21 protein-coding genes are annotated in these 25,032 nt (G+C 52.8%); 13 read left to right on the top strand and 8 right to left on the bottom strand.

The window, feature by feature from the left end:
* The first annotated feature begins 412 nt into the window (after positions 1 to 412).
* Entirely contained in the window at positions 413 to 1,768 is a 1,356-nt protein-coding gene (locus RBT11_02440; GenBank protein MDX9785608.1) for a M48 family metalloprotease, read from the top strand.
* Positions 1,769 to 2,182: 414 nt separating this feature from the next.
* On the opposite strand, the gene RBT11_02435 is transcribed toward RBT11_02440, so the two are convergent.
* The 4 genes from RBT11_02435 to RBT11_02420 form a co-directional block, all read right to left on the bottom strand.
* Positions 2,183 to 2,413 (bottom strand): KH domain-containing protein, encoded by a 231-nt coding sequence (locus RBT11_02435; GenBank protein ID MDX9785607.1) that lies wholly within the window; start codon positions 2,411 to 2,413, stop codon positions 2,183 to 2,185.
* Positions 2,414 to 2,748: 335 nt separating this feature from the next.
* A complete protein-coding gene (locus RBT11_02430) occupies positions 2,749 to 3,171 on the bottom strand; it encodes a hypothetical protein (GenBank protein MDX9785606.1) in 423 nt (140 codons plus the stop codon).
* Between the two features lie 137 nt (positions 3,172 to 3,308).
* Complete coding sequence (locus RBT11_02425) at positions 3,309 to 6,026, bottom strand: hypothetical protein (GenBank protein MDX9785605.1); 2,718 nt, start codon at positions 6,024 to 6,026, stop codon at positions 3,309 to 3,311.
* 5 nt (positions 6,027 to 6,031) lie between these two features.
* Entirely contained in the window at positions 6,032 to 6,862 is an 831-nt protein-coding gene (locus tag RBT11_02420) for a CbbQ/NirQ/NorQ/GpvN family protein (GenBank protein ID MDX9785604.1), read from the bottom strand.
* A gap of 159 nt (positions 6,863 to 7,021) precedes the next feature.
* Here RBT11_02420 and RBT11_02415 point away from each other — a divergent pair, with 159 nt between their 5' ends.
* Complete coding sequence (locus RBT11_02415) at positions 7,022 to 8,191, top strand: TraB/GumN family protein (GenBank protein MDX9785603.1); 1,170 nt, start codon at positions 7,022 to 7,024, stop codon at positions 8,189 to 8,191.
* A 30-nt stretch (positions 8,192 to 8,221) separates the two neighbouring features.
* Here RBT11_02415 and trxA read toward each other — a convergent pair whose 3' ends face one another.
* From trxA to RBT11_02400, 3 genes are read right to left on the bottom strand one after another with little or no spacing between them, the layout of a single operon-like run.
* Complete coding sequence (gene trxA / locus RBT11_02410; GenBank protein MDX9785602.1) at positions 8,222 to 8,800, bottom strand: thioredoxin; 579 nt, start codon at positions 8,798 to 8,800, stop codon at positions 8,222 to 8,224.
* Positions 8,801 to 8,814: 14 nt separating this feature from the next.
* On the bottom strand, positions 8,815 to 10,182 hold the full coding sequence (locus RBT11_02405; protein MDX9785601.1) for a sigma-54 dependent transcriptional regulator: 1,368 nt from the start codon (positions 10,180 to 10,182) through the stop codon (positions 8,815 to 8,817).
* A 3-nt stretch (positions 10,183 to 10,185) separates the two neighbouring features.
* On the bottom strand, positions 10,186 to 11,991 hold the full coding sequence (locus tag RBT11_02400) for an ATP-binding protein (protein MDX9785600.1): 1,806 nt from the start codon (positions 11,989 to 11,991) through the stop codon (positions 10,186 to 10,188).
* A 495-nt stretch (positions 11,992 to 12,486) separates the two neighbouring features.
* Here RBT11_02400 and RBT11_02395 point away from each other — a divergent pair, with 495 nt between their 5' ends.
* From RBT11_02395 to RBT11_02385, 3 genes are all read left to right on the top strand, one after another.
* On the top strand, positions 12,487 to 14,418 hold the full coding sequence (locus tag RBT11_02395) for an FAD-dependent oxidoreductase (GenBank protein MDX9785599.1): 1,932 nt from the start codon (positions 12,487 to 12,489) through the stop codon (positions 14,416 to 14,418).
* A gap of 27 nt (positions 14,419 to 14,445) precedes the next feature.
* Positions 14,446 to 16,056: a hypothetical protein gene (locus RBT11_02390; protein MDX9785598.1), complete on the top strand. Its 1,611-nt coding sequence runs from the start codon at positions 14,446 to 14,448 to the stop codon at positions 16,054 to 16,056.
* A gap of 206 nt (positions 16,057 to 16,262) precedes the next feature.
* Positions 16,263 to 17,159: a hypothetical protein gene (locus RBT11_02385; protein ID MDX9785597.1), complete on the top strand. Its 897-nt coding sequence runs from the start codon at positions 16,263 to 16,265 to the stop codon at positions 17,157 to 17,159.
* A 15-nt stretch (positions 17,160 to 17,174) separates the two neighbouring features.
* Here RBT11_02385 and RBT11_02380 read toward each other — a convergent pair whose 3' ends face one another.
* Positions 17,175 to 17,717: a dual specificity protein phosphatase family protein gene (locus RBT11_02380; protein MDX9785596.1), complete on the bottom strand. Its 543-nt coding sequence runs from the start codon at positions 17,715 to 17,717 to the stop codon at positions 17,175 to 17,177.
* Between the two features lie 191 nt (positions 17,718 to 17,908).
* On the opposite strand from RBT11_02380, the gene RBT11_02375 reads away from it, so the two are divergent.
* From RBT11_02375 to RBT11_02340, 8 genes are all read left to right on the top strand, one after another.
* Positions 17,909 to 18,286 (top strand): hypothetical protein, encoded by a 378-nt coding sequence (locus tag RBT11_02375; GenBank protein ID MDX9785595.1) that lies wholly within the window; start codon positions 17,909 to 17,911, stop codon positions 18,284 to 18,286.
* 49 nt (positions 18,287 to 18,335) lie between these two features.
* A complete protein-coding gene (locus tag RBT11_02370) occupies positions 18,336 to 18,905 on the top strand; it encodes a UbiX family flavin prenyltransferase (GenBank protein MDX9785594.1) in 570 nt (189 codons plus the stop codon).
* 86 nt (positions 18,906 to 18,991) lie between these two features.
* Entirely contained in the window at positions 18,992 to 19,987 is a 996-nt protein-coding gene (fni, locus tag RBT11_02365; GenBank protein ID MDX9785593.1) for a type 2 isopentenyl-diphosphate Delta-isomerase, read from the top strand.
* Between the two features lie 214 nt (positions 19,988 to 20,201).
* Positions 20,202 to 21,530, top strand: a complete 1,329-nt coding sequence (rimO, locus tag RBT11_02360; GenBank protein ID MDX9785592.1) for a 30S ribosomal protein S12 methylthiotransferase RimO — start codon at positions 20,202 to 20,204, stop codon at positions 21,528 to 21,530.
* The gene (locus RBT11_02355; GenBank protein MDX9785591.1) at positions 21,527 to 22,525 is read left to right on the top strand and encodes a polyprenyl synthetase family protein; all 999 of its coding nucleotides are present in this window, start codon (positions 21,527 to 21,529) and stop codon (positions 22,523 to 22,525) included. The genes rimO and RBT11_02355 overlap by 4 nt, the downstream gene beginning before the upstream one ends.
* A 101-nt stretch (positions 22,526 to 22,626) precedes the next feature.
* Positions 22,627 to 23,850: a hypothetical protein gene (locus RBT11_02350; protein ID MDX9785590.1), complete on the top strand. Its 1,224-nt coding sequence runs from the start codon at positions 22,627 to 22,629 to the stop codon at positions 23,848 to 23,850.
* Between the two features lie 64 nt (positions 23,851 to 23,914).
* Entirely contained in the window at positions 23,915 to 24,490 is a 576-nt protein-coding gene (gene pgsA, locus RBT11_02345) for a CDP-diacylglycerol--glycerol-3-phosphate 3-phosphatidyltransferase (protein MDX9785589.1), read from the top strand.
* Positions 24,491 to 24,586: 96 nt separating this feature from the next.
* The gene (locus tag RBT11_02340) at positions 24,587 to 25,024 is read left to right on the top strand and encodes an MOSC domain-containing protein (protein MDX9785588.1); all 438 of its coding nucleotides are present in this window, start codon (positions 24,587 to 24,589) and stop codon (positions 25,022 to 25,024) included.
* The last annotated feature ends 8 nt before the right edge of the window (positions 25,025 to 25,032 follow it).

Raw genomic sequence — 25,032 nt, 5'->3', positions numbered from 1 at the left:
TGAATTCAGGTCAAAAATTCAACCAACCGTATTTGAATTTAAAGACACGAGTAGGTGCGGAAAGAAACAATCGGGTGCAAGGGGAAGAATGGCCCGGCCGGTGAAAAAAGGCTGTTCTTTAAGCCCGATCGGGCGAAACAATTACTGCCTTCCCATAAAAATTCAGCTAATTATAGCCGTTTTTGTTTTCATTGCAAGGATAAAAAACCCATTAATATGAAAGGCCGTTATCGGCTGTGAAAATCGGGTTTGAGTTTACTTGACATCACTTCGGGTGATCGGTAAGAATGAAAAAATCCCACATTTCTAATAACCGACAACCGATACAAAATCAATTCATACTTTCCACGAGTGAGTATCGTCATTTTATATGGGGTTTTTTTAAGGAAAAGACCTGAGGAGGTAATGGGGTATGAACACGGATGCTATTATTCACGGTGAAGCGAGCGGGCTGACCCGTCGTGACTTTATTCGCATAACAGCCCTGTCGACGGTCGGGTTTCTGTCCGGCTGTGCCGTCAATCCGGTGACCGGAAAATCGCAATTGATGCTGGTATCCGAAGACACTGAAATTCAAGTCGACAGGACCAACTCCCCTCATCAGTTTTCTTCCGATTACGGTGTCCTTCAGGATTCTGGGCTGAATACTTATATTCAGGAGGTCGGAAAAAGGCTGGCGGCAGGTACGCATCGGCCTCATATGCCGTATCGGTTTCAGGGTGTAAATGCGACCTATATTAATGCGTATGCGTTTCCGGGCGGCAGCATTGCCGCAACCCGGGGTATTTTATTGTCCTTAAACAATGAAGCGGAGCTATCTGCTTTGTTAGGCCATGAACTGGGCCATGTGAACGCCAGACATACCGCGCAGCAAATGTCAAAGACCATGATGGCGCAGGTCGTGGTCGGGGGGGTCGGCATGGTTGCCTCAACAAGAGGATACGGCCAGTTGGCCTCGCAGTTGGGAATGCTGGGCGCAGGCGCTCTTTTGGCGTCCTATAGCCGCGATAATGAGCGGGAAGCCGATGCGCTCGGAATGGAATACATGGTCAAGACCGGTTACGGATCTGACGGGTTTATCGGGCTCATGAGCATGCTTAACGGGCTTTCTCATGGCAAGCAAGGTTCGGCGGCCGACTTACTGTTTGCAACGCATCCCATGAGCGATGAGCGCTATCAGGCGGCTGTTGACCGTGCCGGTGAAACCTATGCTGCGGCTAAAAATAAGCCGCTTTACAAAGAGCGGTACATGGATAACACGGCAAAACTGCGCGTGATTAAAGGCGCCATTACTGCGATGCAATCCGGGGAAGAGGCCATGATGAAGAAAACCTACCACGAGGCGGAAGGCCGTTTTCAGACCGCCCTGAAGCAGGCCCCAAACGATTATGCCGGCCTTGTCATGATGGCCAAATGCCAGTTGGCGCAAAACAAGAATGACTCGGCCATCCGATATGCTGAAAAAGCCAAGGCGGTGTATCCCCAAGAAGCACAATCCAACCATTTGGCCGGATTCGCTAAAATCAGAACGAAACAATTCGATGCGGCGCTTGCGGATTTTGACGCTTACGATAAAAAATTACCCGGAAATCCCAATACACTTTTTTTCAGAGGATATGCGCTGGAGGGAATGGGACGGCGGGAGGCCTCCGCGACGGAATACAAACGTTTTTTAACCGCCGTCAATCAGGGAGCGCAAGCGCAACATGCCTACAAGCGACTGGTCGAATGGGGATATGTGCAGCCGTCATCTTCAACTGCCAAGTAAGATCATGCCGGGCTGCTTGAATTTCGGGATCTGTGTTTTTTTAAAAAATAACCCACCGCGGGCAACAGCGGGATCATCATGATTTCTTGCGGCAGGAATCTGTACCCCGCCAGATGATTATAGACCCACAGAGACGGCGCATTCAATCCGGATGCGTTTCCCTTTGTCAGGGAAAAGAAATGAACGAGAAGAAAGTCTAGAATAAAACCGATGAAAAACAGGGGGAAGGAAAGACAGCAGCACCAGAAAAGCCGAGGCCGGCAGCTCCCTTAGGTTGATGGGTCGTACCGACATGGCGGCTCCCTGTTGTGCTAAACGCTCACAGTATAAACGCCGCCTTGAGATGCCGGTTTTAAGCCGGCAGGCACGACGGATAGAGTGGTTCTTGGAATCGAGTCCGGGGATCCTTTTGCGCTATTCGATAATTTCCAGCACGATATGTTTTTTGATTTTGGCGGAAGAAGCGCCTAAAATGGCGCGAATGGCCTGAGCGGTTCGCCCCTGCTTTCCAATCACCTTTCCAACGTCCTCTTTAGCCACTCTTAGCTCGAGAACGGTGCTTTGCTGTCCTTTTACCTCGGTGACTTCCACTGCATCCGGGTTGTCAACTAACGCCTGTGCGATTTTTAGTACGAGCTCTTTCATAGATCAGCCTCCTGTATCCGCAATGGGAAAATTAAATACCAGATAGAATGCTTACACCATAAAAAATGTGCAATCTTATTTTACGCAAACAACCCGCGAAACCAACCGTGTTCATTGGGGCTAATGCAACAACCGATTTGCTGCACGCCGTCGCTTATTTTATTTCATGGGGCGAAAGCAAAGGCTTCGCCATGAAATGAACGCGCTTGGCTATTTTAACTCACTATAAACATTGGACATCTCGAATGTCAAATACAGAGTCCGCTTATAAGGATGTAACAAATTGATATTATGTAAAAATAATTAAAAAAGAACCCTGCCGTGAGTGCCGATGGCTAGTCCTCGGCCATAACCTTTTCTATCATTTCCACCAGCGGCGGCGGCAAGGGGCGCCATCGCGGCTGAATGGCTTTTTCTTCCCGCCAGACAAACTCGACAGCCTCATATCGTTCCGGAATGACACGATTTTCTTTTCCACCATAGGTAATGGGGGGGTAATACTCCACATACAGCATTCGCTGCGGGTCGATGTGAAAGTTGACGGTGAGTTGCGTGGCGATATGCCCCGCGCAGCTTCGGACGGAAAGGGTGCCGCCCGGGATATCTGAAACGACCACAATAACCGGTTTAATTGGAGTCGGTTGTTCGGTGGTTTCGCTTTTTAAATTGAAGATTCGAAGATAGCATTTGCCGCTGGCAAGCTTAAGCTTTCCCCCCCAACCTTCCCATTCAAATATGTCATCGTAGATTTTTTTCATTTCGACCCCGTTAAGCCGATTAAAAAGTTCGCTTCCTTACATCAAGGGCGTTTTGATTATATTGTTACAATGAATTGACGGATTGCAACCCAATAAAGCGAAACGCCCGGTTTTGCCGAGGGAGAACGGCAAAATTGTCACCGCGTTGATGCGTTGTAAATCCGCCAGAGTTTGTCCGGCAACTCGCGAACATTCGAGATGAGATTGTGGTGAAGGCTTCCATACAGGTTCGCTATTTGCGGATCCCGGGAGGGGGTGACGGTAATGGGCCGCAAATGGATTCCCTTGGCCCGTGCTTCCGCGATGGCTTTTCGTGTATCCGCCACCGCATATGCCGCTTTATATTCGGTATCATTTGGAAAACCGTCACTTAATGTGATCAGGAGGCGGACTTTCTTAGGCAGTTTTTCTATTTGGGAAACGGCATGACGAATGGCGGCGCCCATGCGGGTGCTTCGTTGGGGCGTCATGGCGCAGATACGGCTGCGAACTGTATCGCTCATCGGTTCATCAAAATTCTTGATTTGCCAGAAATCGACGCTCAGGCGACCGGTGCCGGAAAAGCCGGTAATGGCAAACTCGTCTCCCACGACCTGCAAGGCTTCACAAAAAAGCACAATGGCTTCCCGTTCCACGTCCAAAATCGTTTTTTGAGTGCCCGGTACCGGCGTTGCGGTGGATCGCGACAGATCTACCAGCAGCATGACCGCGACATCCCGTTGGTGTTTCAGCCGTTTATTATAAAGGCGGTCTGAAGGAATTCGGCCGATTTTCCGGTCTATGGCGGCGTCAATCAGTGCGCGATAGTCAAATTCATCGCCTTCCGTCCAATGGCGAAGAAGCGCAAGTTCCTCGGGCTTTAGAAGTTCAAAGGCATAACGAATCTTACGGACCAGACGCTGATTGGTGTGCAGCGCTTCCCGGTATGCATTCGCTTCCCGGGCAATGAGGGCTCTTTCCACGACGCGGACGTGATCCTTCTTGTAGTCGGCCATCCGCTCGTCCCATTCCGGATATCGGAAAACCGGCCCGGCCGAATCCTCGGGCAAAGGCGGCGGCTTATGGGTATCGTAACATTCGGACAGAATCGTGGCCAAAAACGGATTCAAATTTGCCGGCGCCGGCGAATTTTCCGTTGCGCCCGGCGTATGCTGCAGTATAAGCGCCAGTTCGTCCGATGAAATCCGGTCGTGGTTTTGTAGCAGGTGTTTTCGAAGGTCTGCGCGGTAAATGCGAATATGTTCTTTATCCAATCGGGCTTTGATGACGGATGCGAGTCGCTCTGTCATTGAATGTGCGGCGCGAACCAGATCCGGCCGGACACACCGTCCGAACGCAAGTGGTATGCCGGGCAGTATCGGGCGGATCAAAGGGTAGAGCGCAAGCACCATTCTGCCGGTGGTTTCCACGGTTGAACAAGTCTTCATAAAGGAGTCGAATCGGTTCAAAACAGCATGTATCTCATGAAATTCTTTCCCATCCGAATCCGGTAAACCGGTATGTTCCGGGCCAAGGATCAGTTCGACCGAGAGCCGTTCGGCAACGGAATACCCCTGGTGACCCTGAAATACGCGCGCTATTTCGGTGCTCAGGATCGGGTGTGCCCGACGAATGAGACCGGGATATTTATATTCCGTCAGCACGCGAAGGCGGCCATATTCACATAGACTGAACAGATCCCGGGCCAGTTCGGGATTTGAAAAAGATAGAAAAAATTGTTCCATATCCGTCGATTCGGAGGGATCGACCGTCGCGGGCACCCAATCCGGGCAGAGGGTCTGCAACCTTTCCAAATCAAAATCATAGGTGCCGAACTCATAATACCCGGCTTCAAGCTTTGTGAGCAATTTATATAATGAGATGTTCAGCGACTGAGTATCAAAGGTGCTGATTTCCTCCGGCAGGTAAATGAACCGATTGTCCGAGCAGACCATGGGCGCGGTGCCGGCTGAAAAGGCCGTTGCCGATAGCGCGGAAAGGGAGTTAACGGTAAGACCCACGTTGCCCATGCGGGCCTGAAGATAACGATTCAGTTGTGAGCGCACCTGGGATAGGTGAACCGATATTTGTAAGTCGCTTGCCATCCGGCGGGAAGAATAGGACGAAAGTCCGATGAAGGCGTTTCCGCGTGCCTTATTTTTTTCGTATGTTTCAAGTCCGGCCGTTACGAAGTCCGTCAGCGCCTCTTGACGGAGAAGGTGAAGCCCGCTTTCTATGGCGTCGAGAAAAGGGTCGATAAGATCCGTGGCGGCACTGGCGACGCGATATATTTCCTTAATTTGCCGGCTTCTTTTTTCGGGGAACAATCTCGTGATGGCCGTTGACAGCAAATGAGCCAAAGCCTTGGCGCGGTTGTAAGTCAAGTCCGTGGAGAAAGTTGTGGTCAGAAGATCCAGAAAGGCAATGGCGCTTTGGGGTTCGCCCGCCTCCAGCAAATAAGACAGGCATTGCAGGGGAGCGTCCAACAGATGCAGCCCTTTTCCGGAAAGAATGGCCATCGTCTTGAAAAACCGGTCCGGAAGACTTGGCTCCCCGCTCATCAGCACCAGTGGAAAATGCGCGGCTACGATTCGCCCCAGTGTCGCGCCTTGGTGGCCGGCGCTGTTAACTTCCCGCGTATAGCGGTCAAGATGAGCCTGGGGCACGGTTCCGATAAGGCGAATATATCCCGCTGCCAGGGTCCGGCCAAAAGAGGTTTCTAATGACAGCGCTCGAATGATGGTTTCTACGATACCGGATAACTCGCTGCGAGAAATCTTTCCCCCTTTTTGCCGGAGCTGCGTTTCAAAAGCGGCGGCAACCTCGGGATCCGCAACGGCCAGCCATTTGATGGGATCTTCCCGGAGCGGCGACATATCGGTTAAAAAATATCCTCGATTAAATCATCCAGTGTTTCCTGTAGCCGGTCATCGTCCGTGAGCGGCCGGCAAATTGCGGTGCGGCAGGCCGTTGTGGCGGGAATCTGTCGGCAAATCAGGTGCGCGGCATGGATCAGAAGCCGGGTGCTGGCCCCTTCCGTCAGTCCCTGCTCCCGAATATTTCGAATTTTTTGTGCGAGCGAAACCAATTTTTGAGCCGTTTCACGATCCACTCCGCCTTCATGGGCCACAATTTCGGTTTCATTCTCCGTGTGTGGATAATCGAAATCAAGCGCTATAAAGCGCTGACGGGTGCTTTGTTTAAGATCCTTCAACACGGACTGATATCCTGGATTGTAGGAGATCACGAGCATAAAATCGGGATGAGCGCAAAGCTCCTCCCCTTTTTTATCAATGGAAAGCGTGCGCCGACTGTCGCTCAAGGGATGAATCACCACCGTGGTGTCTTTTCGCGCCTCGACAATTTCATCCAGATAGCAAATGGCGCCGATTCGGACGGCCCGGGTCAGCGGCCCGTCCACCCAGACGGTCTCGTCGTTTTTTAAAAGGTAGCGCCCGATGAGATCCGAGGCAAAGAGATCTTCATGGCAGGCCACCGTGATCAGCGACTGGTTGAGCCGGTGGGCCATGAATTCCACAAAACGGGTCTTGCCGCAGCCGGTGGGGCCCTTGATCATTACTGGCAGGCGGGCATCGTAAGCAGCCTCGAAAAGCGGAATTTCGTTCTCAGAGGCAAGGTAAAAAGGCGCTTTTGTGGCCGAAGTCGGCCGGGTTTGCGGTATTTTCATGACAGGTCGCATTCTGTTTTTCATGGCGACACCGATCGCTTTTGGGTTCAATCGGTGTCGACGGCAAACTGAATCCTTGCGAAATTCAGGGTTTGCCCCTATATTCAATTGTCATTTTTCACGGCCGGAAGCGGTCATGCTGACCGGACCGGCGTCCTTAGACGGCAGAGGAATATATAACGAATGGAACCAAATAACAACCAGGAGGCGGTTCACCGCCTTACCTATGAGAGCAAAGAGATTGTGCTGATCGGCACGGCGCATGTTTCCAGGGAAAGCGCCCGGTTGGTGCAAGAGCTCATCGCAGAGGAGCAGCCGGACACGGTTTGTGTGGAACTGTGCGATTCAAGATACCAGACCATCCGCCAGTCGGAGCAATGGCGCGACACGGATATCATAAAAATTATTAAAGAAAAAAAAGCGTTTCTCCTGTTGTCGAATCTGTTGTTGTCCTCCTTTCAAAAGCGGATTGCCGAAAAACTGGATGTGAGGCCCGGTCAGGAAATGATCACGGCAATTGAATCGGCCGAGGCCGTAGGGGCAGATATTCATCTGGCTGATCGGGAAATCCGGGTGACCCTGGCCAGAACCTGGCGACTCATGAGTTTGTGGGACAAACTGAAGTTGATGTTCCAGTTGGTTCTGTCTCTGGGGGAAATCGAAGATATCAGTGAAGAAGATGTGGAGAAAATGAAGCAGCAGGATGTCCTGGAAAGCCTGCTTTCGGAACTGGGCCAGTCCATGCCGGTGCTTCGAAATATCCTGATTGATGAACGGGATCAGTATCTTGCGGAAAAAATTCGAACCGCCCCCGGAAAAAGAATTATTGCCGTGGTGGGTGCCGGTCATGTGCCGGGGATCAAACAATACTGGCATGCGAAGATTGACCTGGCGGTGCTGGAGACCCTGCCGCCCAAGGGCAAATGGTTCGGGTTTGCAAAATGGTTGATACCCATGGCCGTGGTGGCGCTGATTGTCTATGGATTTTATAAAGGCGGTGCCGCAGCGGGCACGGAAATGATCGTTTGGTGGATTCTTGCCAACGCTGTTTTGGCGGGCGCCGGCGCCCTGGTCGCGTTGGGTCACCCGTTGACCATTCTCTCCTCGATGGTGGCCGCCCCCATCACCTCTTTAAATCCGATGATCGCGGCCGGTTGGGTGTCCGGCCTGGTGGAGGCATTTTCCAGGAAACCTAAGGTCAGAGATTTGGAGAACTTGTCCGAGGACATTTTATCGGTGCGCGGCTTTTGGCGGAACAAGGTCACGCGGATTTTGCTGGTGGTGGTGTTTACCAATCTGGGCAGCACCCTCGGTACCTTTGTCGCCATGCCGTTTTTGGTGAAAATATTATAGCGAAACAGACCTCTTTTCTTTTGGGCAGGGTTATAAAAACCTCCCCATTTTCTGCACCAGTTGGTTTTTCGGCACGGCGCCCACCAGGGTATCGACCAATTGGCCTTTGTCGAAGATGAGTGCCGTCGGCGTGCTTTGAACATGAAACCGGGAAGCCGTCTTGGGGTTTTGATCCACATCGAGTCGGCAGACCCGGATTCGGCCTTTCCACTCCGCGGCCAATTGATCGATGACGGGCATGGTCATTCTACAGACACCGCACCAGGTGGCCCAGCAGTCCAGAAATACCGGTAGCGGAGACTTGATGACAAAGGTCTCAAAATTGGCGTCCGTGACCGTGAGGGGCCGATCAGACAGCAGGTTATCCGTTTGCAGCGGAGCATGGCATTTTCCGCATTTGGGGTGCTCTTGCAATTTATCTATCGGCACCCGGTTTTTCCCGCCGCATTCGGTGCATCGCAACACCAGCGGCTTTGCTTCATATTGAGCCGGATCAAGCGGTGCGTGACATTTACCGCATTTGGCCAGCGCTTCCGGGTTATGTTGCGTGATGCGGTTTTTAGCGCCGCAGGCATTGCAGGTTATAATCAGATCCGCGCGGTCATTCATTTTCCGGTTTCCTCCTACATCATGCCATAGGCTTTTAACTTCTTGTGAAGTGTTTTTCGGGTAATGCCCAGCCGTCGGGCGGTTTCACTTTTATTGCCGTCCGTAATGGCCAGCGTTTTGATAATGGCGGTTTTTTCGATTTCGGACAAGGGGACTTCGCCGGTAAACAGGTCGTTACCCGCGGGCGGGCCCTCCGGCCACGCCGGAATCGAGGCAATAACCGGTATGTCGGCCTCATCGAGAAACACGCCGCGTGCCAGAACGACGCCCCGCTCAATGGCATTCATCAATTCCCGAATATTGCCCGGCCAGTCATACCGAATCATTCGATCCATGGCCTCTGGCGTAAAGCCTTTGATTTCTTTTCGGTTTTTTTCGGCGAACTGAATCAGAAAATGTTGAGCCAGCAGGGCGATGTCCTCGCGCCGCTCGCGAAGCGGCGGAATGTCGATGTTGACCACATTGAGCCGGTAATACAGATCTTCCCGAAACTGCCCGGTTTTGATCAGCGCCGCAAGATCCCGGTTGGTGGCCGCGATGAGCCGGACGTTCACGGGAATTTCCTGCTCGCCGCCGACCCGGGTGATTTCCCTTTCCTGAATCACCCGCAGCAGCTTGACCTGCATGCCAGGTGGCATTTCGCTGATTTCATCCAAAAACAGGCTGCCGTTGTCGGCCTGCAAAAAGCGGCCGTCCTTTCGGCGGTCCGCACCGGTGAAGGCCCCTTTTTCATGGCCGAACAGTTCCGACTCAAACAGCGTTTCGGTGATGGCGGCGCAATTGATTTTGACGAAAGCACCCTCTTTCCGGGGACTGTTAAAATGAATGGCGCCGGCGATCAGTTCCTTTCCCGTACCGGATTCGCCGGTAATCAATACCGTGGCCTCGGTGGGAGCCACGCGCTCCACGGTTTCAAGCATTTCGGTGACGCCGCGGGAATTGCCGATGATGTTTTGACGCTTGAAGCGGCTCGCCAACGCTTCTTTTAACTGCCGGTTTTCTTCTTTAAGGTGAAGATGTTCCATGGCACGGGCCAGGGTCAATCGAAGCTTGTCAAAATCAAGCGGTTTGGTCAGATAGTCATAGGCGCCTCTTTTTAAGGCCGTGATGGCGGTTTCCACGGACGAGTAGGCGGTCATGATGATAATGGGAATGGCCGGGTTATAAGCTTTAATCCGTTCCAGAGCCTCCAGGCCGGACACTTTCAACATGCGAATATCCATCAGGATCAAGTCATAGGCCTGCGTCTGAACCATTTCCACGGCGACACCGCCGTCATCGGCCTCGCTGATGTGATACCCCCACCCGCCGAGAAGGGCTTTTAGCATGGTGCGGTGAGCAGAATCGTCATCCACGACCAGAATCATGGGTTTTGTGCTCATCCGTTACGCCTCCCGCACGGTGATTTCGGGCAACGGCAGCCGGATATTCATTCTCGTTCCCCGATTCACTTCGCTATGCACTTGAATTTCCCCCTGATGGGCTTCGATGATGTTGTGAACGATGGCCAACCCAAGGCCCGTGCCCGCGGGCTTGGTGGTGTAATAGGGATCGAAAATATGCCCGATATCCTCCGCTTCGATTCCGATTCCGGTATCGGAAACGCTGATCCCTATCGCGGGGGTATCCTGAATTTTTTCTACGGTGACGGTCAATTTTCCGCCGTCCGGCATGGCTTCGGCCGCATTTAAGAAAAGGTTCAGCATTACCTGATTGATCCGGTCCGGGTCGATATACCCCTCATGAATCTGCGGCGAAAATTCGGTTCGAATTTCTATTTTCCGCTCTTCCGCTTTCTGCTCGATCAGCTTGAGGGCATTTAGAATGAGTGGCGCGATCGGCACCCACTTTTTTATTATTTCAATGGGCCTGGCAAATTCCAGGAGTTGGCTCACCACGCGGTTGAGCTTGTCGACCTCCTGAATCATGATGCCGGCGATCTGCTGATCCTCCACTTCGTTTACATATCGTTCCTTGAAATAAGTGGCAAATCCCTTGATGGAACTTAACGGGTTTCGGATTTCATGGGCCACGCCCGCGGCCAGCCGGCCCACGGTAACGAGGCGCTGAGTCCGGGCGATTTCTTTTCTCAGCGCGCTTACCTCACTCATGTCCTTAAACAGGAGCACGGCACCGAAAGGCGTACCGGTTTCATCCTGCAAGCGGGTGGCGCTTATCTCCAGGGGAACGAGCCGGCCATCCGAAAGCGCGCACTCAATTTGCGTGTCCATTACCTGGTTCTCATTTAAGATCTCTGTTATCAGGGCATTGAGGGAAGGGGGCAGAAAGCCTTCACTCGGTTTTCCGGGAGCCTCCGATATGGGTAAGTGCAAAATGGCGCCGGCTGCCTGATTGATCATGGCGATATGGTTTTGCGGATCAATGGCCACTAATCCCATGGGCATATTTTCCACCAGATTGTCCGAAAAAACCTTGATTCTGGAAAACGAGGCCCGGGCTGAACGATACCCCTGCGCCAGGAATAAAAAGATGATCCCGCTGAAACCGATCAACAGGAAGACCACCCCCATAATAATGGTTTGCCTTACGTCCGCCCGCGTTGCTGTTTCGATGGCGCGCATATCCAGTCCGATAAAAATAACCCAGGCATTTGAAGGCGGAATATGAAGGCTTTCCAGAAGGGATTGAAATCGCTGCACGAGCTGCTGGTGGCGAGGCCCCATTCTGACGGGCGGGCCGGTGGGCATGAACTGGCTGGTAACTTCAAAGACCTTTTGTCCATCCGGGAAAACAACTTCCCGCCCGCTGACGGTGTCTGATTGCGCAATGGCCAAAAGATCCAACCCCTGCTTGTAAGCGGTTCCGATTTGAGACGGGTCGTTATGGGCCAGAATGTTGCCGCGAACGTCCGTCACGAGAAGATAGACGATATCGGGTTGCTGGGCTGTTTCCATCAGCAGCCGCTGAAGTTGAAATGAGTTCCAGTGCGTGCCCATAACCCCGGTGCGGGTGCCGGCTTCAAACGCGCGAATCAGCGCCGCCCCCTTTTCCAATAGAAGAAAGGCGCTGTTTTCTTTCTGGCGATTAATTGCTTTATAGGTCATGAAACCGAAGAGCGGCAGCAGCAGGGCTACGGTTCCGAGAAAAAGCCAGGGGGGCACCCCGGCCCAAATACGATGATGGTTGTCGGCGGATTCCATTACGTTCATAGTCAGCAAGTTGCGTGCCATAAAAAAACCGGGGCCTTGATCCTCGTTTCGGCCAATTTCCCACGGCAGGCAGGCCGCGCCAGGGTATTTTTGGAAGAGCGGCAGGCTGTTGGAGCGACAGCGAGTTCCTGCCGGTCTGGAAAAAATACCCTGGCGTGGCCTAAACCATGATCATGGCCTATAATTGGACTGAATCGATATGCGGTTGAATCGATTTTGTTTCAGTTGACGCTTGGTGTCGGATGGATATTTATTACCCAAAAATGCCGATGATGAGGCTTTTTCGTGGATATTAAGTATCCACCCTAACGAATGAATACAGCTTGTCCTTATGACCATTCCCTTTTCTTGTCATCCCGGCTTTTTTTAAACCGCTTGACAGAAAAATCTTGTTTTTCGTAGTGTCGTGTATCCTGCAAAAACCGGCATGCATTCGATTCCCTTTGCCGGCCCGCGGAGACACATTATGGCCACACGATTTAGTCCTATCACATTTTTCAAAAAGGCGGGCAGGTTATGTCCATTTTGAAGCATCTCTTTTCGCCGATTACCATCGGACCCATGACGGCACGAAACCGGTTGCTGATGTCCGCTATGAGCATTAATTTCGGGGTGGATGATCATAATTATGTCACCGAGCAATTGACGCAATATTTTGTTGCTCGGGCCAGAGGCGGGGTTGGCATGATGCTGGTAGGGGGAGGCGCCGTCCGGGCGGACGGCATCGAAGCGCCGGATCTTCCGGGATTATGGGATGACGGGTGTGTTCCGGCCCTGCAAAAAATGACGTCGGCCGTACGGCCTCTTGGCGCCAGATTCGGTGTGCAATTGATGCACGGCGGCAGGCAATGCATGCACGCGGACAAGGTGGCGCCGTCTGCGATCCCCGCGCCGGCCTTGGCCAAGGGGATTCCCAGGGCGCTGGCCGTTTCGGAAATTCACGAGCTGGTACAGGCGTTTGCAGCTTCGGCCAAAAGATGCCGGGCCGGCGGCTTTGATTTTCTGGAAATCCATGCGGCCCACGGGTATCTTATCGGTCAATTCCTTTCCCCCAACGCCAACCATCGAACGGATGCTTACGGCGGGTCATTTGAAAACCGCATTCGGTTTTTATTGGAAGTGTTTCGAGCCGTTCAGCAGGCCGCCGGGGATAAAATGCCCGTGGGGGTTCGAATGAACGGGGAGGACTATATTCAGGACGGATGGACACTGGACGACGCCCGGGCTCTGGCCGTTATTCTGGAAAGAGAAGGCGCGGATTATCTTCATGTCTCCGCAGGGGTTTACGGGGGCAGTGAGCTGACGATTCCGCCCATGTATTCCCCGCACGGGTGTTTTGCGCATCTGGCCGAAGCGGTCAAAAAAGTGGTGTCGATTCCCGTTATCGCGGTGGGCCGGATCAAGCACGCTGAAATGGCGAACCGGCTTATCAAAGAAGGAAAGGCCGATATGGTCGCGATGGGCAGGTCCTTTCTGGCTGATCCGGATTTTCCCGCAAAATCAATGGCCGGAGAGTTCGGCCGCATTCGACCCTGCATCGGATGTTGCCTGGGGTGCATTCATTCGGTGTTTCAGCAGGAACCCGGCGCCTGCGTGGTTAACCCGGATGTGGGCAGGGAATACCGGTTGACGGAAACCGTGCCAGTGAAGAGAGCCAAAAAAATTCTGGTCCTGGGTTCGGGACCAGCCGGTCTCGCTGCCGCGCGCATGCTGGCGCTTCGCGGCCATGAGGTGATGCTGTTTGAAGAACGGGGGCACTTGGGCGGTCAGGCACGCATCGCCTCCTTTTCGCCCGGTCGCGGCGAGATCATGGATATTGTAACCTTTTTTATCAAAGAGTTGGAGCGGTTGAACGTTCAGATTTGCCTCAATGTGTCCTTATCTGCTGAACGCATCTCGGCCCTGCAACCCGAGGAAGTGGTTGTCGCCACGGGCGCGCTTCCCGAAATGCCGATGATCAAGGGCTTGTTTCAGACACAAATGACCCTGCATCTGGTTACCGACATTCTTGAGGGCCGGGCAGGCGCTGGAGACCGGATCATCGTATTGGGCGGCGGTCAAGCCGGTCTCATGGCGGCTGATTTTCTGGCGGAAAAAGGAAAAGAGGTCGTGGTGCTGAATCGAAAGCGGCATTTTGCCGAAGAGCTTTCCGCAAATGACCGATACTATCTTCGCAATCGGCTGAAACAAAATGCGGTAAAGCTGTTCAAGCAGGCAAGCATTACGGCCTTTCTGGCTGACGGGGTGCGGTTCCGGTCAGCCGGAGAGGATATTCAGTTGAATGGCTTTGATACGGTGGTGATTGCGGAAAAAATGAGCGCCATTCGAAAACCCCTGGAACGGTTTAAGGGGATGGGTATGCCGGTGCACGTGATCGGAGACGCCAAATCCCCGCGGATTCTGATGCACGCCATCAGCGAGGCGGAAGCGCTTGGCCGCAGCCTATGATGGCAAATCCATAAGGAGTTAAATTTCATGCGGTTGCAATCCTGTGTGGCGCCGACTGGCGAGTTTTTTTACGGCGTCCATCAACCTGAATATGTCGTTGAAAATTTTCGTAAGACCGATGCCGTCATGGCGCTGGGGAAGACATCCAATGGCCGGGTTTTAAACAACACGGCCAATTTTCCGGCCGGCGCTGTTCCGGTGGCGAACGCCGAACACGTCTACGAGGTTCCCAATGCTTTTCCATTCCGAGGCACCACCTATATTCTGAAAAAATGGGCGGACCAAAAGGCCCGCGCACCGTACTCCATCGGTTTGCCGAAACCGCCGCACATCTCCTTTTCCCAATCGCTGAAAGACGGATTGAAAGAAAAGGAGATAGCGGTTCATTTTAAGGTCCTGCCGTACCCCCTTCAGCTGGCCCTTGCCGCAACGAGCACGGACCCTGAAGATCTTAAGCAATTGGCGGCACTGTGTTGCGACGTTATTCTGGATTCCGAAACGCACCAACCGATGGGACTGCGATATGAATCCACCGGCAACGTCATGCGCCCCGTAATTTATGACCAAACGCTTTTTGAAGTGCTGGCCAATAATTTCTATTTGCCGACCGCGTATAAGGAGGCCATGGTATTGCGGCCCGGCGCTCAGGGCGGCAGTGAGATCGTGGGTGAAAGCCGGTCCCCCGACGGGCAAAGCCATGTCTGGGAATACCTTCGGGCCAACAGCTATATTCCGTGGGGTCATTTTGCCGCGAATATGGCCCAGGACTGCATTCGATACCGCATCGAGGATCTGAGTCTTTCCGATATGACCGGCATGCGCCAGCTTTATTACCAGCGCACCTATAGCCGCATGGCGAAAGGACTGGGGATTGACATCCCGGCCACGCGCCGCGCCCTCACACCCGTGGAACTGGAGACGCTTCGGCAAAAAATAGCGGATAAAATGATCGTGCCCGATTCGGAAGAACTTCCCTTTACCGGCACCTTGTGGGGCTGGAATTTCGGGTTCGATTACGCGCCGAGCCGCTACCGGCTGCACGCTTCGCACCAGCAGATTCACCAGCAATTTGCGTTGCTGCCAGGCCGCATGCGCCGGGCGCTGTCAACAGAAAATGAGGAAGCCGCTCTTTTTTCCTATGCCTGCGGCGATCAGATTCAGGCCTTCTGTCAGGACTATTACCACCAAACCGGCAAACCCTTTTTCGACACCTATATTCGGGCGATTCGCAACAACACGCGAATGGATGCCAATCCTTCCGGGGAGCGCAGCCTGATCGTTTACGAGGATGCCCATTGCATGCTATTTGTGCCCAAAGCGCAAACCTCCCAATGGGAGCTGAATTTAATGACGCTCGCACCCGTGGGCAACATTCTGGAAACGGCCACGCAAACGCGCGCATCCCTGGATCACGCGATGCTGACTGCCGTCAAAGCGCTATCGGCCTTAGGCGCGCAAATGATTACCATCTTCGAGTACGCCAAACGATTTGACGCCGCTGATTCGGACCAGCGGCTCTTATATGTGTTCCTGCCGCGCCTGCCGGAATCCCCGGGCGCTTTCAGCGAAGCGCAACTGCGCTGGATCAACGGACATTATCCGGAAGATTTTGCCGTTGCCTGTCGCGCTGCAACTTGACCGGGCAAGGCAGCCGGTGTGAAAAGACATAGGATGGACGACAGAAAAATAGCACGCCACGGCAACATCCAGGCAATCGCATGCACGTTTAAACCACGGCCTTGAGCAGATCTGGGTTATCAGATCAAGGTCTATTTTTTTGTCCTTGACATTTTCTTCGCATAGCTATCTGCTTATTATTGAATACGATTCGGAGGAGATTTTTCATGACCAAGTCATTCCCGGCCGCAACGCCTTCCGCTACGATCATTCTTACCCGGCCGGCTGCGGTCGGCTTCGAAGTTTACCTTCTGAAAAGAAGCGCCAGAAGCAGATTGATGGCGGGCAATTACGTTTTTCCGGGCGGTATGGTGGATGCCATCGATGGTGAAGCTGAAAAGTGGCTGCCGCATGCGGATATGAATGTGGAAACCATTTCGCAGCACTTGGGCGGCGGGCTGGACTCTCGGGAGGCACTGGCCTATGGGGTGGCCGCCATTCGTGAGACCTTTGAGGAAGCCGGCGTGTTGCTGGCGCACTCAAACGGATCGACCTCGGAGAGCCTGGCGCAAGCCAACCGGCGGCGGGAAGCGGGTGATTTTCGGCCGGGATGGTTTCATGCCCTCATATCGGAAAACGCCTGGTGTCTGGAGCTGGGCCGGTTAAACCGGTGGGCCCATTGGGTCACGCCGCTTGAAATCAAGCGCCGCTATGACACCCGCTTTTTTGTGGCCGACATGCCGCCGGATCAGACTTGCCTGCCGGATGCGCTGGAAACCACTCACGGCATATGGGTCACCCCGATAGAAGGGCTTGAAGCGAACCTATCAGGCCGTATTCTCTTGAGACCTCCCACCATGGTCACCTTGCAAGCTCTTACCAAATTTAACAGCCATGAGACCCTTTTAAGAGAAATCGCAAACCGGCCCTGGGGCATGCCGATTCAGCCCCGGTTTATTCCGTTGGCGGAAGGCGGCATAACGATCGAGCCGTGGGATCCCGAGTTTGAGGCGGAACACATTGAGATCGATCCGAGCCGTCTTGGCGACAAGCTGTTGCCGGTGGGTGCGGATTTTTCCCGCGTCTGGCAGCATCAGGGGGTGTGGCGTCCGGTCGGCGTATAGGCATCCGGTGAACCGTCACGCATTTTTTCCCCAGGAAACAACCAGTTCGATCTGCCGAAGTGTTTCCGGGGATGCCAGGTTGAAATCAAATACGTTTTTTCTCAGTTTCTGAATGGTCCAAAGAACGCGTTTTCCCACTGCATGGCCATGCCTCGCCAAATAGCAGCCGATCACGGTTCCAGTCCGGCCTCTTCCGCCAAAGCAGTGAACATAAACCGGTTTGCCGGTATCGACATGTTGATCAATGGTATCAAGGATCGCCACCATTTGATCCGCACCGGGGGCGCTCAAGTCTTTGATCGGCATGCGGCTGAACGTCACTTCCACCCCTTCGGATTCGGCAAGGGATGAAAATAGCGATTCATACGGTGCAAACGGCTGGCCGGCGTGATCTTGTTCATCCGGTTCCATTAAATTAACGACATGACGAATGCCGTGATTCAGCAGATTGTTAAGGCGGCTTCGAGCGACGGCCTCGTTTTTAGACCCCGGATAGCATCCGGCCATCAATAAGCCGGGCACAACCCAATAGCAACGGTTGAAAGGAAGGGGGCGCATTTGTTGATTTCCTTATTTTGAAAAAGTGGCTTCTGAACATGCTTTTTTTATAGCGGATTTTCATTGACGCGACAACTCCCTCAACACGGGTGCGCATCGATTTTCCATTGCCGTGGCTTTCATTTTACTGGTATAGAATTAAGCCGGTTGTCCTCTTTCGCCGGTTTTAAATGTATCGGGCAAGGAATCAGATGGACTTCATTGTTAAGACAGAGACGGGCGCTTACGATCTTCATGCTGCGGTGCGAATGATCGGTGCGGATGTTTTGGTGGCTGTCTGGGGGGGGCAACAACCCCATATCGGGGCAGTGGCTGTTGCTCAGCCTCGGCCCAGCCTCAAGGATTCGACACGCATGAGCGCAACGGCCTCGGTCTTCTGTTTTCCGGGGCATAAGGAAGATGAGTTGGCCAAGGCAACCGCCACCACCTTAGCCGCGAAGCTGAACACCCGGACTGTGGTTACCGCAGGAATTCACTGGAATAACCTCGACGCGGAAGGCATTCGAACCGTCAACGCCAACAGCCGGCAACTTACGGCGTTAATTATTCAGCGGGTTTCATTCGAATAACCGTAATCTTTTCTTTTGCGCCATAACCAACGGTGAAAGGCTTCGCCTAATGCCCAAACGAATCGTTATCGGACTATCGGGAGCCAGCGGCGCCATTTATGGCGTTCGCATCCTTGAGCTTCTTCAGAATACGGATATTGAGACCCATTTGATTGTCTCAACCGCCGGCAGGGACACGATTCGCATTGAGACCGATTATACCCCGGAAGCGGTGGCCGCCATGGCAACCCGTGCCTACGATGATAACGATTTGGCCGCGGCTGTTTCCAGTGGCTCGTTTCTGACCGATGGCATGATCGTTGCGCCTTGTACCATCAAATCGCTTTCCGGCATCGCCAATTCCTATGCAACCAATCTGTTGGTACGGGCGGCGGATGTCACGCTGAAAGAAAAACGAAAGCTCGTCCTGCTCGTCAGGGAAACCCCGTTGCATAAAGGGCATTTGCGGCTGATGACCATGGCAGCGGACATGGGCGCGCTCATTTTGCCGCCGGTCCCCTCCTTTTACCACAAGCCGAAAACCATTCAGCATATCATCGATCATACCATCGGAAAAGTATTTGATTACATGGGGATACCTCATGAGTTGTTCGCGCGTTGGGGCGATGGAGCACCGTGACGGATACGGACTCTAAATCGCATGGCCGTTTTTTAAAAAACCGGCTCGACCCTGATCGGGCACCCCTTAAGGAGATAACCGTGTTTATGCGGAAAAGCGAGCATATTCGAATATGCCTGGAAGAAGATGTATCCTTTAAAAAAACAAATGGATTTGAAAAATACGAACTGATTCATGAGGCGCTTCCAGAAGTGAATCTGTCCGAGATCGATTTGTCCTGTACGGTATTAGGTAAAAATTTCGCCGCACCGGTATTCATCGAGGCCATGACCGGTGGTGTTGCAGAAGCCCGTCGCATCAATGAGAATTTGTCGGGTGCGGCCGAGCAATGCGGCATCGGCATGGGGCTCGGGTCTCAAAGAGTCATGATGCTGAATGCGGCCTTAACGGATACCTATCGCATTCGCCATACGGCGCCCACCATCTTTTTAGCAGGAAACATCGGCGCGTCACAGCTCAAGGAATTTGGTGCCGATCAACTCAAGCGGGCCATGGAAACAGTTGAGGCCGATGCCTTGGCCATTCACTTAAATGCCGCGCAGGAATTATGCCAGCCCGAGGGAGACACCGGTTGGGCGAACATATGGGCCGCCATTGAACGCGTGTGCCGGCAGGTTGAATTTCCTGTCATCGTCAAGGAGACCGGTTGCGGACTGAGTGCCGCGACTGCCAAAAAGCTGGAAAATGCGGGGGTTGCCTGTATTGATACGGGAGGTGCCGGCGGCACCTCGTGGGCCAAGGTCGAGCAATACAGGGGCAGCAAAAAGGCCGGACTTTTTCTCGAATGGGGAATACCGACCGCCGACTCCTTGTCTGACTGTATAAAGGCAGTGAATATTCCGGTCATCGCCTCTGGTGGCATTCGAAACGGCATGGAAATGGTGAAAGCCCTGGCCATGGGCGCGGCGATGGTGGGGATGGCCATGCCGTTTCTCAGGCCGGCGACAATATCCATGTCCGCTGTTGCGGAACGAATCGAAGCCGTTAAAAAAGAAATAAAGGCCACCATGTTTTTGATCGGCGCCAAACGTATCGCGGACATTGATATGGCAAAGATTCGTTGCATCATGCCATGTCCTTAATTCTTTTCCCTGCCATGCCTTCGCATTCGTTCGGCAGATTGCTTGAATCGCCAAATCCCACTCGGAAGAAAAATTTTGTTTTCAAAAGAGGTCGGGGTAGCCCATGATCGGCAAGCATCGCGCTGCCTTTTTAAATTGACTTTAATTTTAGCGAACTATAAAAATCACTATTTTTTATAAATAGATTATTTCCGGTAAGTCTTAAGATATCATTATGAAATTACATTTGGTTAGTCTCGGCTGCGCCAGAAATCAGGTGGACAGCGAAATGATGCTCGGCCGGTTGCAGGCACGGGGGTGGGCCATCACCGATGCGCCCGAAGCGGCCGAGGTGATCATTGTCAACACGTGCAGCTTCATCGAGCCGGCCGCAAACGAATCCATTGACACCATTTTGGCGCTTGCGGCATTTAAGCGGACCGGCGCCTGCCGGAAACTGATCGTGACGGGGTGCCTGCCCGAGCGTTACCGGGAAGAGATTGCCGAAAGCCTGCCCGAAGTCGATCTTTTCCTTGGAACCGGCGCATACGAACAGATTGAAACGGCCGTGCAGGATACGCTCAGGCCCGGCATGTGCCTGTTGCCGGACCCGAACCGGACCGAATTAACAACGGCCCATCTGCCCAGAGTCACCACCGACGCCCACACGGCCTATTTGAAAATCGCGGAAGGGTGCGACAGCCGGTGCACCTATTGTATTATTCCCGCGCTACGGGGAAATCATCGCAGCAGACCGGTTGAGGACTTGATAGCAGAGGCCCGAACGCTTATTCGGGCCGGTGTCAAGGAGCTGGTACTGGTGGCCCAGGACACGACTGACTACGGTGGGGATCTTATCCCGGCGGTAAATTTGAATCATCTGCTGCTTCAGCTTTCCGATTTATCCGAAGCCATATGGATTCGATTTTTGTACGGCCACCCGAGCCGCCTGGATAGATCATTGATTCAAACAGTGGCTCAGCGGGATAACCTGTGCGCGTATTTTGATATTCCCATTCAACATGCGGACGACCGGCTGTTAAAACGCATGGGCCGCGGGTACCGCCAAAGGGATCTGTACCGCCTTTTTGAAACGATTCGGGCCATTGCACCGAACGCGGCCTTACGAACAACCGTCATGGTGGGGTTTCCCGGAGAAACCGACAAAGATGTGGACACCCTGATTTCTTTTATGGAAACAATTCAGTTTGACAATCTCGGGTGCTTTACCTATTCCGATTCGCAGGATCTGCCGTCTCATCGGCTCCGTGGCCGGGTAACCGAGAAAATCGCGAAGGAGCGGCGCAATCGAGTCATGCGATGTCAGCGTGAACTCTCCGAGAAAAAAAATGAAAAATACCTCGGGCAAACACTGACGGTTCTGATAGAAGAGTCTCTGGAAGAAAATTTGTTTGCCGGACGGCATGCGCTTCAGGCGCCGGAAGTGGACGGCACCACTTATGTTCATCTCAGAGGCGCTAAGACTCGGCCGGCACCCGGCGATTTTGCCCAAGTGCGCGTTATTGATACCCTGGAGTATGATGTGGTAAGTGAAACCATATGAAACAAAATAAAAAAGAGTCCGCCGTAAAAAATGAAATCCTTCAAGCGGTAGCCCCGGATTTGGCGGACATAGAAGTTGCCCTTGAAGAAAATTTAACACCGCAGGTGGGTTTGGTAAAAAAAACCGCCCGGCACATTCTCTTTGCCGGCGGCAAGCGGTTGCGGCCGCTTCTGTCCATCCTGTCCACCCGATTGTGCGGACGCAATAAACCGGCCGACTTCACCTTTTCCACTATCTTTGAATACCTTCACGCTGCCACCCTGCTACACGATGACCTGGTGGACGGTGCTTCTTTGCGTCGCGGAAAACCGGTCGCCCACTCGGTGTTCGGTAATGAAACCGCCGTATTGACCGGAGATTTTCTGCTGGCCCGATCCTTGTCCATTGCTGCAGCCACCGGAAATCCGGCAATTATCGCGGTGATTGCCGAAATTACGGAATTGATGAGCCAGGGAGAAATCGAGCAGCTTCAAAACCGGGGCAGACTTGATCTCTCGGAGGCGGAATATCTGGAAGTGATTCGGCGGAAAACCGCTATCTTGATTCAGGGTGCCTGTCACGCGGGCGCACTCCTGGCCAAAGCCGGCGATAAACAGGCCACCGCCCTCAAAACCTACGGGTATCATCTGGGCATGGCGTTTCAAATGGCTGACGACCTGCTGGATTACACGGCGGACCCCCAAACCCTTGGAAAAGCGATCGGTGCGGATCTTAAGGAAGGAAAACTCACCTTGCCGGTAATATACAGCCTGGCCACGGCCGATTCGGCGGACCGCGATCGCATGGTGCAAATGATCGGAAACAAGGATGTGGGAATGGATGACTTTATCACCTTTGTCGGTCTGCTGACCGATTACGGCGGGATTTCCTATACCCGGAAAAAAGCACTCGCCCATGTGGCTGCCGCAAAATCGGCGCTGGCCGGTTTTGAGCCGCTGAAAGAACGGGATTTGCTGATATCTCTATCGGATTACGCACTGATAAGAAACAAATAAAGGGCGAACACACAGGTTCGCCCCTACGGGGTTGCGGGCAATAGTCAGCGTTAGGTATATTGACATTTTCTGATTCCCTTATAAAGGAAGGAAGAAATGATATGGCACAAAGACGGAACACCATCCTTCTTTTTTTTGTTTTGCCCTATCTGATGGGCGTTGGGGTAACTGAATTATCGGCCGAACCCACCGGAGGCGCCCCCACAAATCAGACCGTGGTGGAAGTGCTTGGTTTTAGCAACGTGTATTCGGACAACGTGGATGCCGCCAGAAACCAGGCGGTTTCAAACAGTCTCATCACCGCGATTGATTTGGCCGCCGGTGAGCTGATGCCTCAGCCCTTAAAAATCGAACGGTTTACGACCCTCAACCAGATACTTTATAACCAGCCTCAAAAATATGTCCTTGGGTATAAGGTTCTTGCTGGAATTTTAAGCGGCAAGGAATACCGCGTGCTGGTGGAAGCGACCATCTCCTTGGACATGCTTCAGGAACAGTTGACAACCGCCGGTTTGTTGCGGGAGAACAAATCCGTCCCCCGGGTTCTCTTCCTGATCAGCGAACAGAACCTGGAAGATATTTCACCCAATTACTGGTGGGGGGACGACGCGGCGGTGCTGGAGCAAGCGTGTGAAAACCAGATGGCCGAATCGTTAACGGCGTTGGGGTTTCAAGTGATTTCCCATGGTATTGGGCTGCCCCCCATGACCGGGGAAACCGCTACCGGCGCCGCCCTGCCTTCAGGACCCACTCCCAGCGATGCTGAAGCATCGGCCATCGGAAAGCTTTTTGAGGCTGATATGGTTATTGTCGGCATGGCCAAGGCCGAAAACGCGGGCAATGTCATGGGTGAGAGCCACCAATCGTTTAAGGGAGAATTTGCCGGCCGTGCCCTTCGAATAGAAACTGGAGAGAAAACCGGGGAAATCTCCAAATCCACGGTTGTCATGGATTCCGATGGCATCACGGGTAGCCGTTTGGCCTTGAAAACCGTCGGCAAGATGGCAGCGGAAGCCATGGGGCCGCAGGTGATGGCCGCATGGCAGCCAAAAGCCGTTGAAAATATCACCTTGATCATGATTATCGAGGGAACCCGTAATCTTGCAAATTTTGTCAAATTCCGGAATTTGCTTCAAGAATTGCCCATGGTCGGCAACGTTGAAACCAGCAGCATCAGGCCAAACGAAGCCACGCTTTCGGTTCAGCTAAAGGGCGCGCCTCAAACGCTTGCCGATGCGATCATGTTGAAATCCTTTGATTCCTTTGGTATCAATATTACGAGTATTTCAGAGGATAGTATCTCTCTTTCACTGGTTCCCAAATAGCGCGCAGTCGGTTCCGAGCAGGTACTGAGCGAGCGGTTTTTTTAGGTGGGGGGGCAACGCAACCGTGCAAAACGCGGGTAAGCAGATCAGCATACCGAATATCATAACTATCGCCCGAATTTTGATGACCCCGTTTTTTGTCATTTTGCTGCTCAAAGAACAGTTTGGCACCGCGTTGTGGGTATTTATTATCGCAGGTGTCAGCGATGCACTGGACGGCCTGATCGCAAGGGTTTTCAATCAGCGAACGGTATTGGGCGCCTATCTGGATCCGATCGCGGACAAACTGCTTTTGGCAGCGGCTTTTATCAGTCTGGGGATTTTGCATATGGTCCCCGCCTGGGTGGTGGTGATCGTGATTACCCGCGACATACTGATTCTTGTGGGGCTCGCTATCATCTCTCTTACGAACACCCGGCTTCGCATTTCTCCCAGCTTTGTCAGTAAGTGCACCACCGGCTTGCAGTTGGTCACCATCGCCATGACATTGCTTCGCCATGAGGCCAACTATCTGAATGCCGCACTTCCCGTTTTCTTTTGGTTGACCGCATGCTTTACTACTTTATCCGGCCTGCATTACATCTACGTGGGAATGAATATCCTGCAAACGGGAACCAGTTCCGATGGGACCCAAAAATAAACGTCGCAGGTATTGAACGCATCGGCGATTCGATATAGAAAAAAAGAGGTGTGGTGTAAATAAAAAACACCAAGCGCGCTTGAAAGGCTGGTGACTATGAAAATTGTCAGCATTGCCGTTAGCAAGAAAAAAGGAACGCGCAAAAGCTGTATTAACGCAGCTCGGCTGATTGAAAATTTTGGAATGGAAGGCGACGCTCATGGTGGGGATTGGCATCGGCAGGTCAGTTTTTTGGCCGCCGAGAGTATTGATAGCGCCAGAGCAAAAGGCCTGAATGTGACCTTTGGTGATTTCGCGGAAAATATCGCGACCATCGGCATCGACTGGAAAACCTTGCCCATCGGCACAAGGGTCAGGTTGGGAAAAACGGCAATGGTGGAAATCACACAGATCGGCAAGGAATGCATTAAAAAATGCGCCATTTTTTTCCAGGCAGGCGATTGTATCATGCCGAGAGAAGGCGTGTTTGCCAAGGTGTTGCGCGGCGGTGATATTCAAATCAATGATTCGGTGAAAATCTTGAGCAACGAATAGGAGCTATT

It is taken from the genome of Desulfobacterales bacterium, assembly GCA_034003325.1.
In the GTDB taxonomy this organism is placed as follows: domain Bacteria; phylum Desulfobacterota; class Desulfobacteria; order Desulfobacterales; family JAFDDL01; genus JAVEYW01.
The sequence above is the reverse complement of the archived record's forward strand: the minus strand, read 5'-3'. Positions and strand labels throughout refer to the sequence as shown.

Bases quoted from the DNA above. Each gene is read 5' to 3' on its own strand.
- RBT11_02440 (MDX9785608.1), top strand. From the start codon at position 413: ATGAACACGGATGCTATTATTCACGGTGAAGCGAGCGGGCTGACCCGT.
- RBT11_02390 (MDX9785598.1), top strand. From the start codon at position 14,446: ATGCGGTTGCAATCCTGTGTGGCGCCGACTGGCGAGTTTTTTTACGGC.
- rimO (MDX9785592.1), top strand. From the start codon at position 20,202: ATGAAATTACATTTGGTTAGTCTCGGCTGCGCCAGAAATCAGGTGGAC.
- RBT11_02340 (MDX9785588.1), top strand. From the start codon at position 24,587: ATGAAAATTGTCAGCATTGCCGTTAGCAAGAAAAAAGGAACGCGCAAA.
- RBT11_02425 (MDX9785605.1), bottom strand. From the start codon at position 6,026: ATGTCGCCGCTCCGGGAAGATCCCATCAAATGGCTGGCCGTTGCGGAT.
- RBT11_02435 (MDX9785607.1), bottom strand. From the start codon at position 2,413: ATGAAAGAGCTCGTACTAAAAATCGCACAGGCGTTAGTTGACAACCCG.
- RBT11_02350 (MDX9785590.1), top strand. From the start codon at position 22,627: ATGGCACAAAGACGGAACACCATCCTTCTTTTTTTTGTTTTGCCCTAT.
- RBT11_02420 (MDX9785604.1), bottom strand. From the start codon at position 6,862: ATGAAAAACAGAATGCGACCTGTCATGAAAATACCGCAAACCCGGCCG.
- RBT11_02395 (MDX9785599.1), top strand. From the start codon at position 12,487: ATGTCCATTTTGAAGCATCTCTTTTCGCCGATTACCATCGGACCCATG.
- RBT11_02375 (MDX9785595.1), top strand. From the start codon at position 17,909: ATGGACTTCATTGTTAAGACAGAGACGGGCGCTTACGATCTTCATGCT.
- RBT11_02430 (MDX9785606.1), bottom strand. From the start codon at position 3,171: ATGAAAAAAATCTACGATGACATATTTGAATGGGAAGGTTGGGGGGGA.
- fni (MDX9785593.1), top strand. From the start codon at position 18,992: ATGCGGAAAAGCGAGCATATTCGAATATGCCTGGAAGAAGATGTATCC.
- trxA (MDX9785602.1), bottom strand. From the start codon at position 8,800: ATGAATGACCGCGCGGATCTGATTATAACCTGCAATGCCTGCGGCGCT.
- RBT11_02370 (MDX9785594.1), top strand. From the start codon at position 18,336: ATGCCCAAACGAATCGTTATCGGACTATCGGGAGCCAGCGGCGCCATT.
- RBT11_02400 (MDX9785600.1), bottom strand. From the start codon at position 11,991: ATGGCACGCAACTTGCTGACTATGAACGTAATGGAATCCGCCGACAAC.
- RBT11_02385 (MDX9785597.1), top strand. From the start codon at position 16,263: ATGACCAAGTCATTCCCGGCCGCAACGCCTTCCGCTACGATCATTCTT.
- RBT11_02380 (MDX9785596.1), bottom strand. From the start codon at position 17,717: ATGCGCCCCCTTCCTTTCAACCGTTGCTATTGGGTTGTGCCCGGCTTA.
- RBT11_02355 (MDX9785591.1), top strand. From the start codon at position 21,527: ATGAAACAAAATAAAAAAGAGTCCGCCGTAAAAAATGAAATCCTTCAA.
- RBT11_02405 (MDX9785601.1), bottom strand. From the start codon at position 10,182: ATGAGCACAAAACCCATGATTCTGGTCGTGGATGACGATTCTGCTCAC.
- RBT11_02415 (MDX9785603.1), top strand. From the start codon at position 7,022: ATGGAACCAAATAACAACCAGGAGGCGGTTCACCGCCTTACCTATGAG.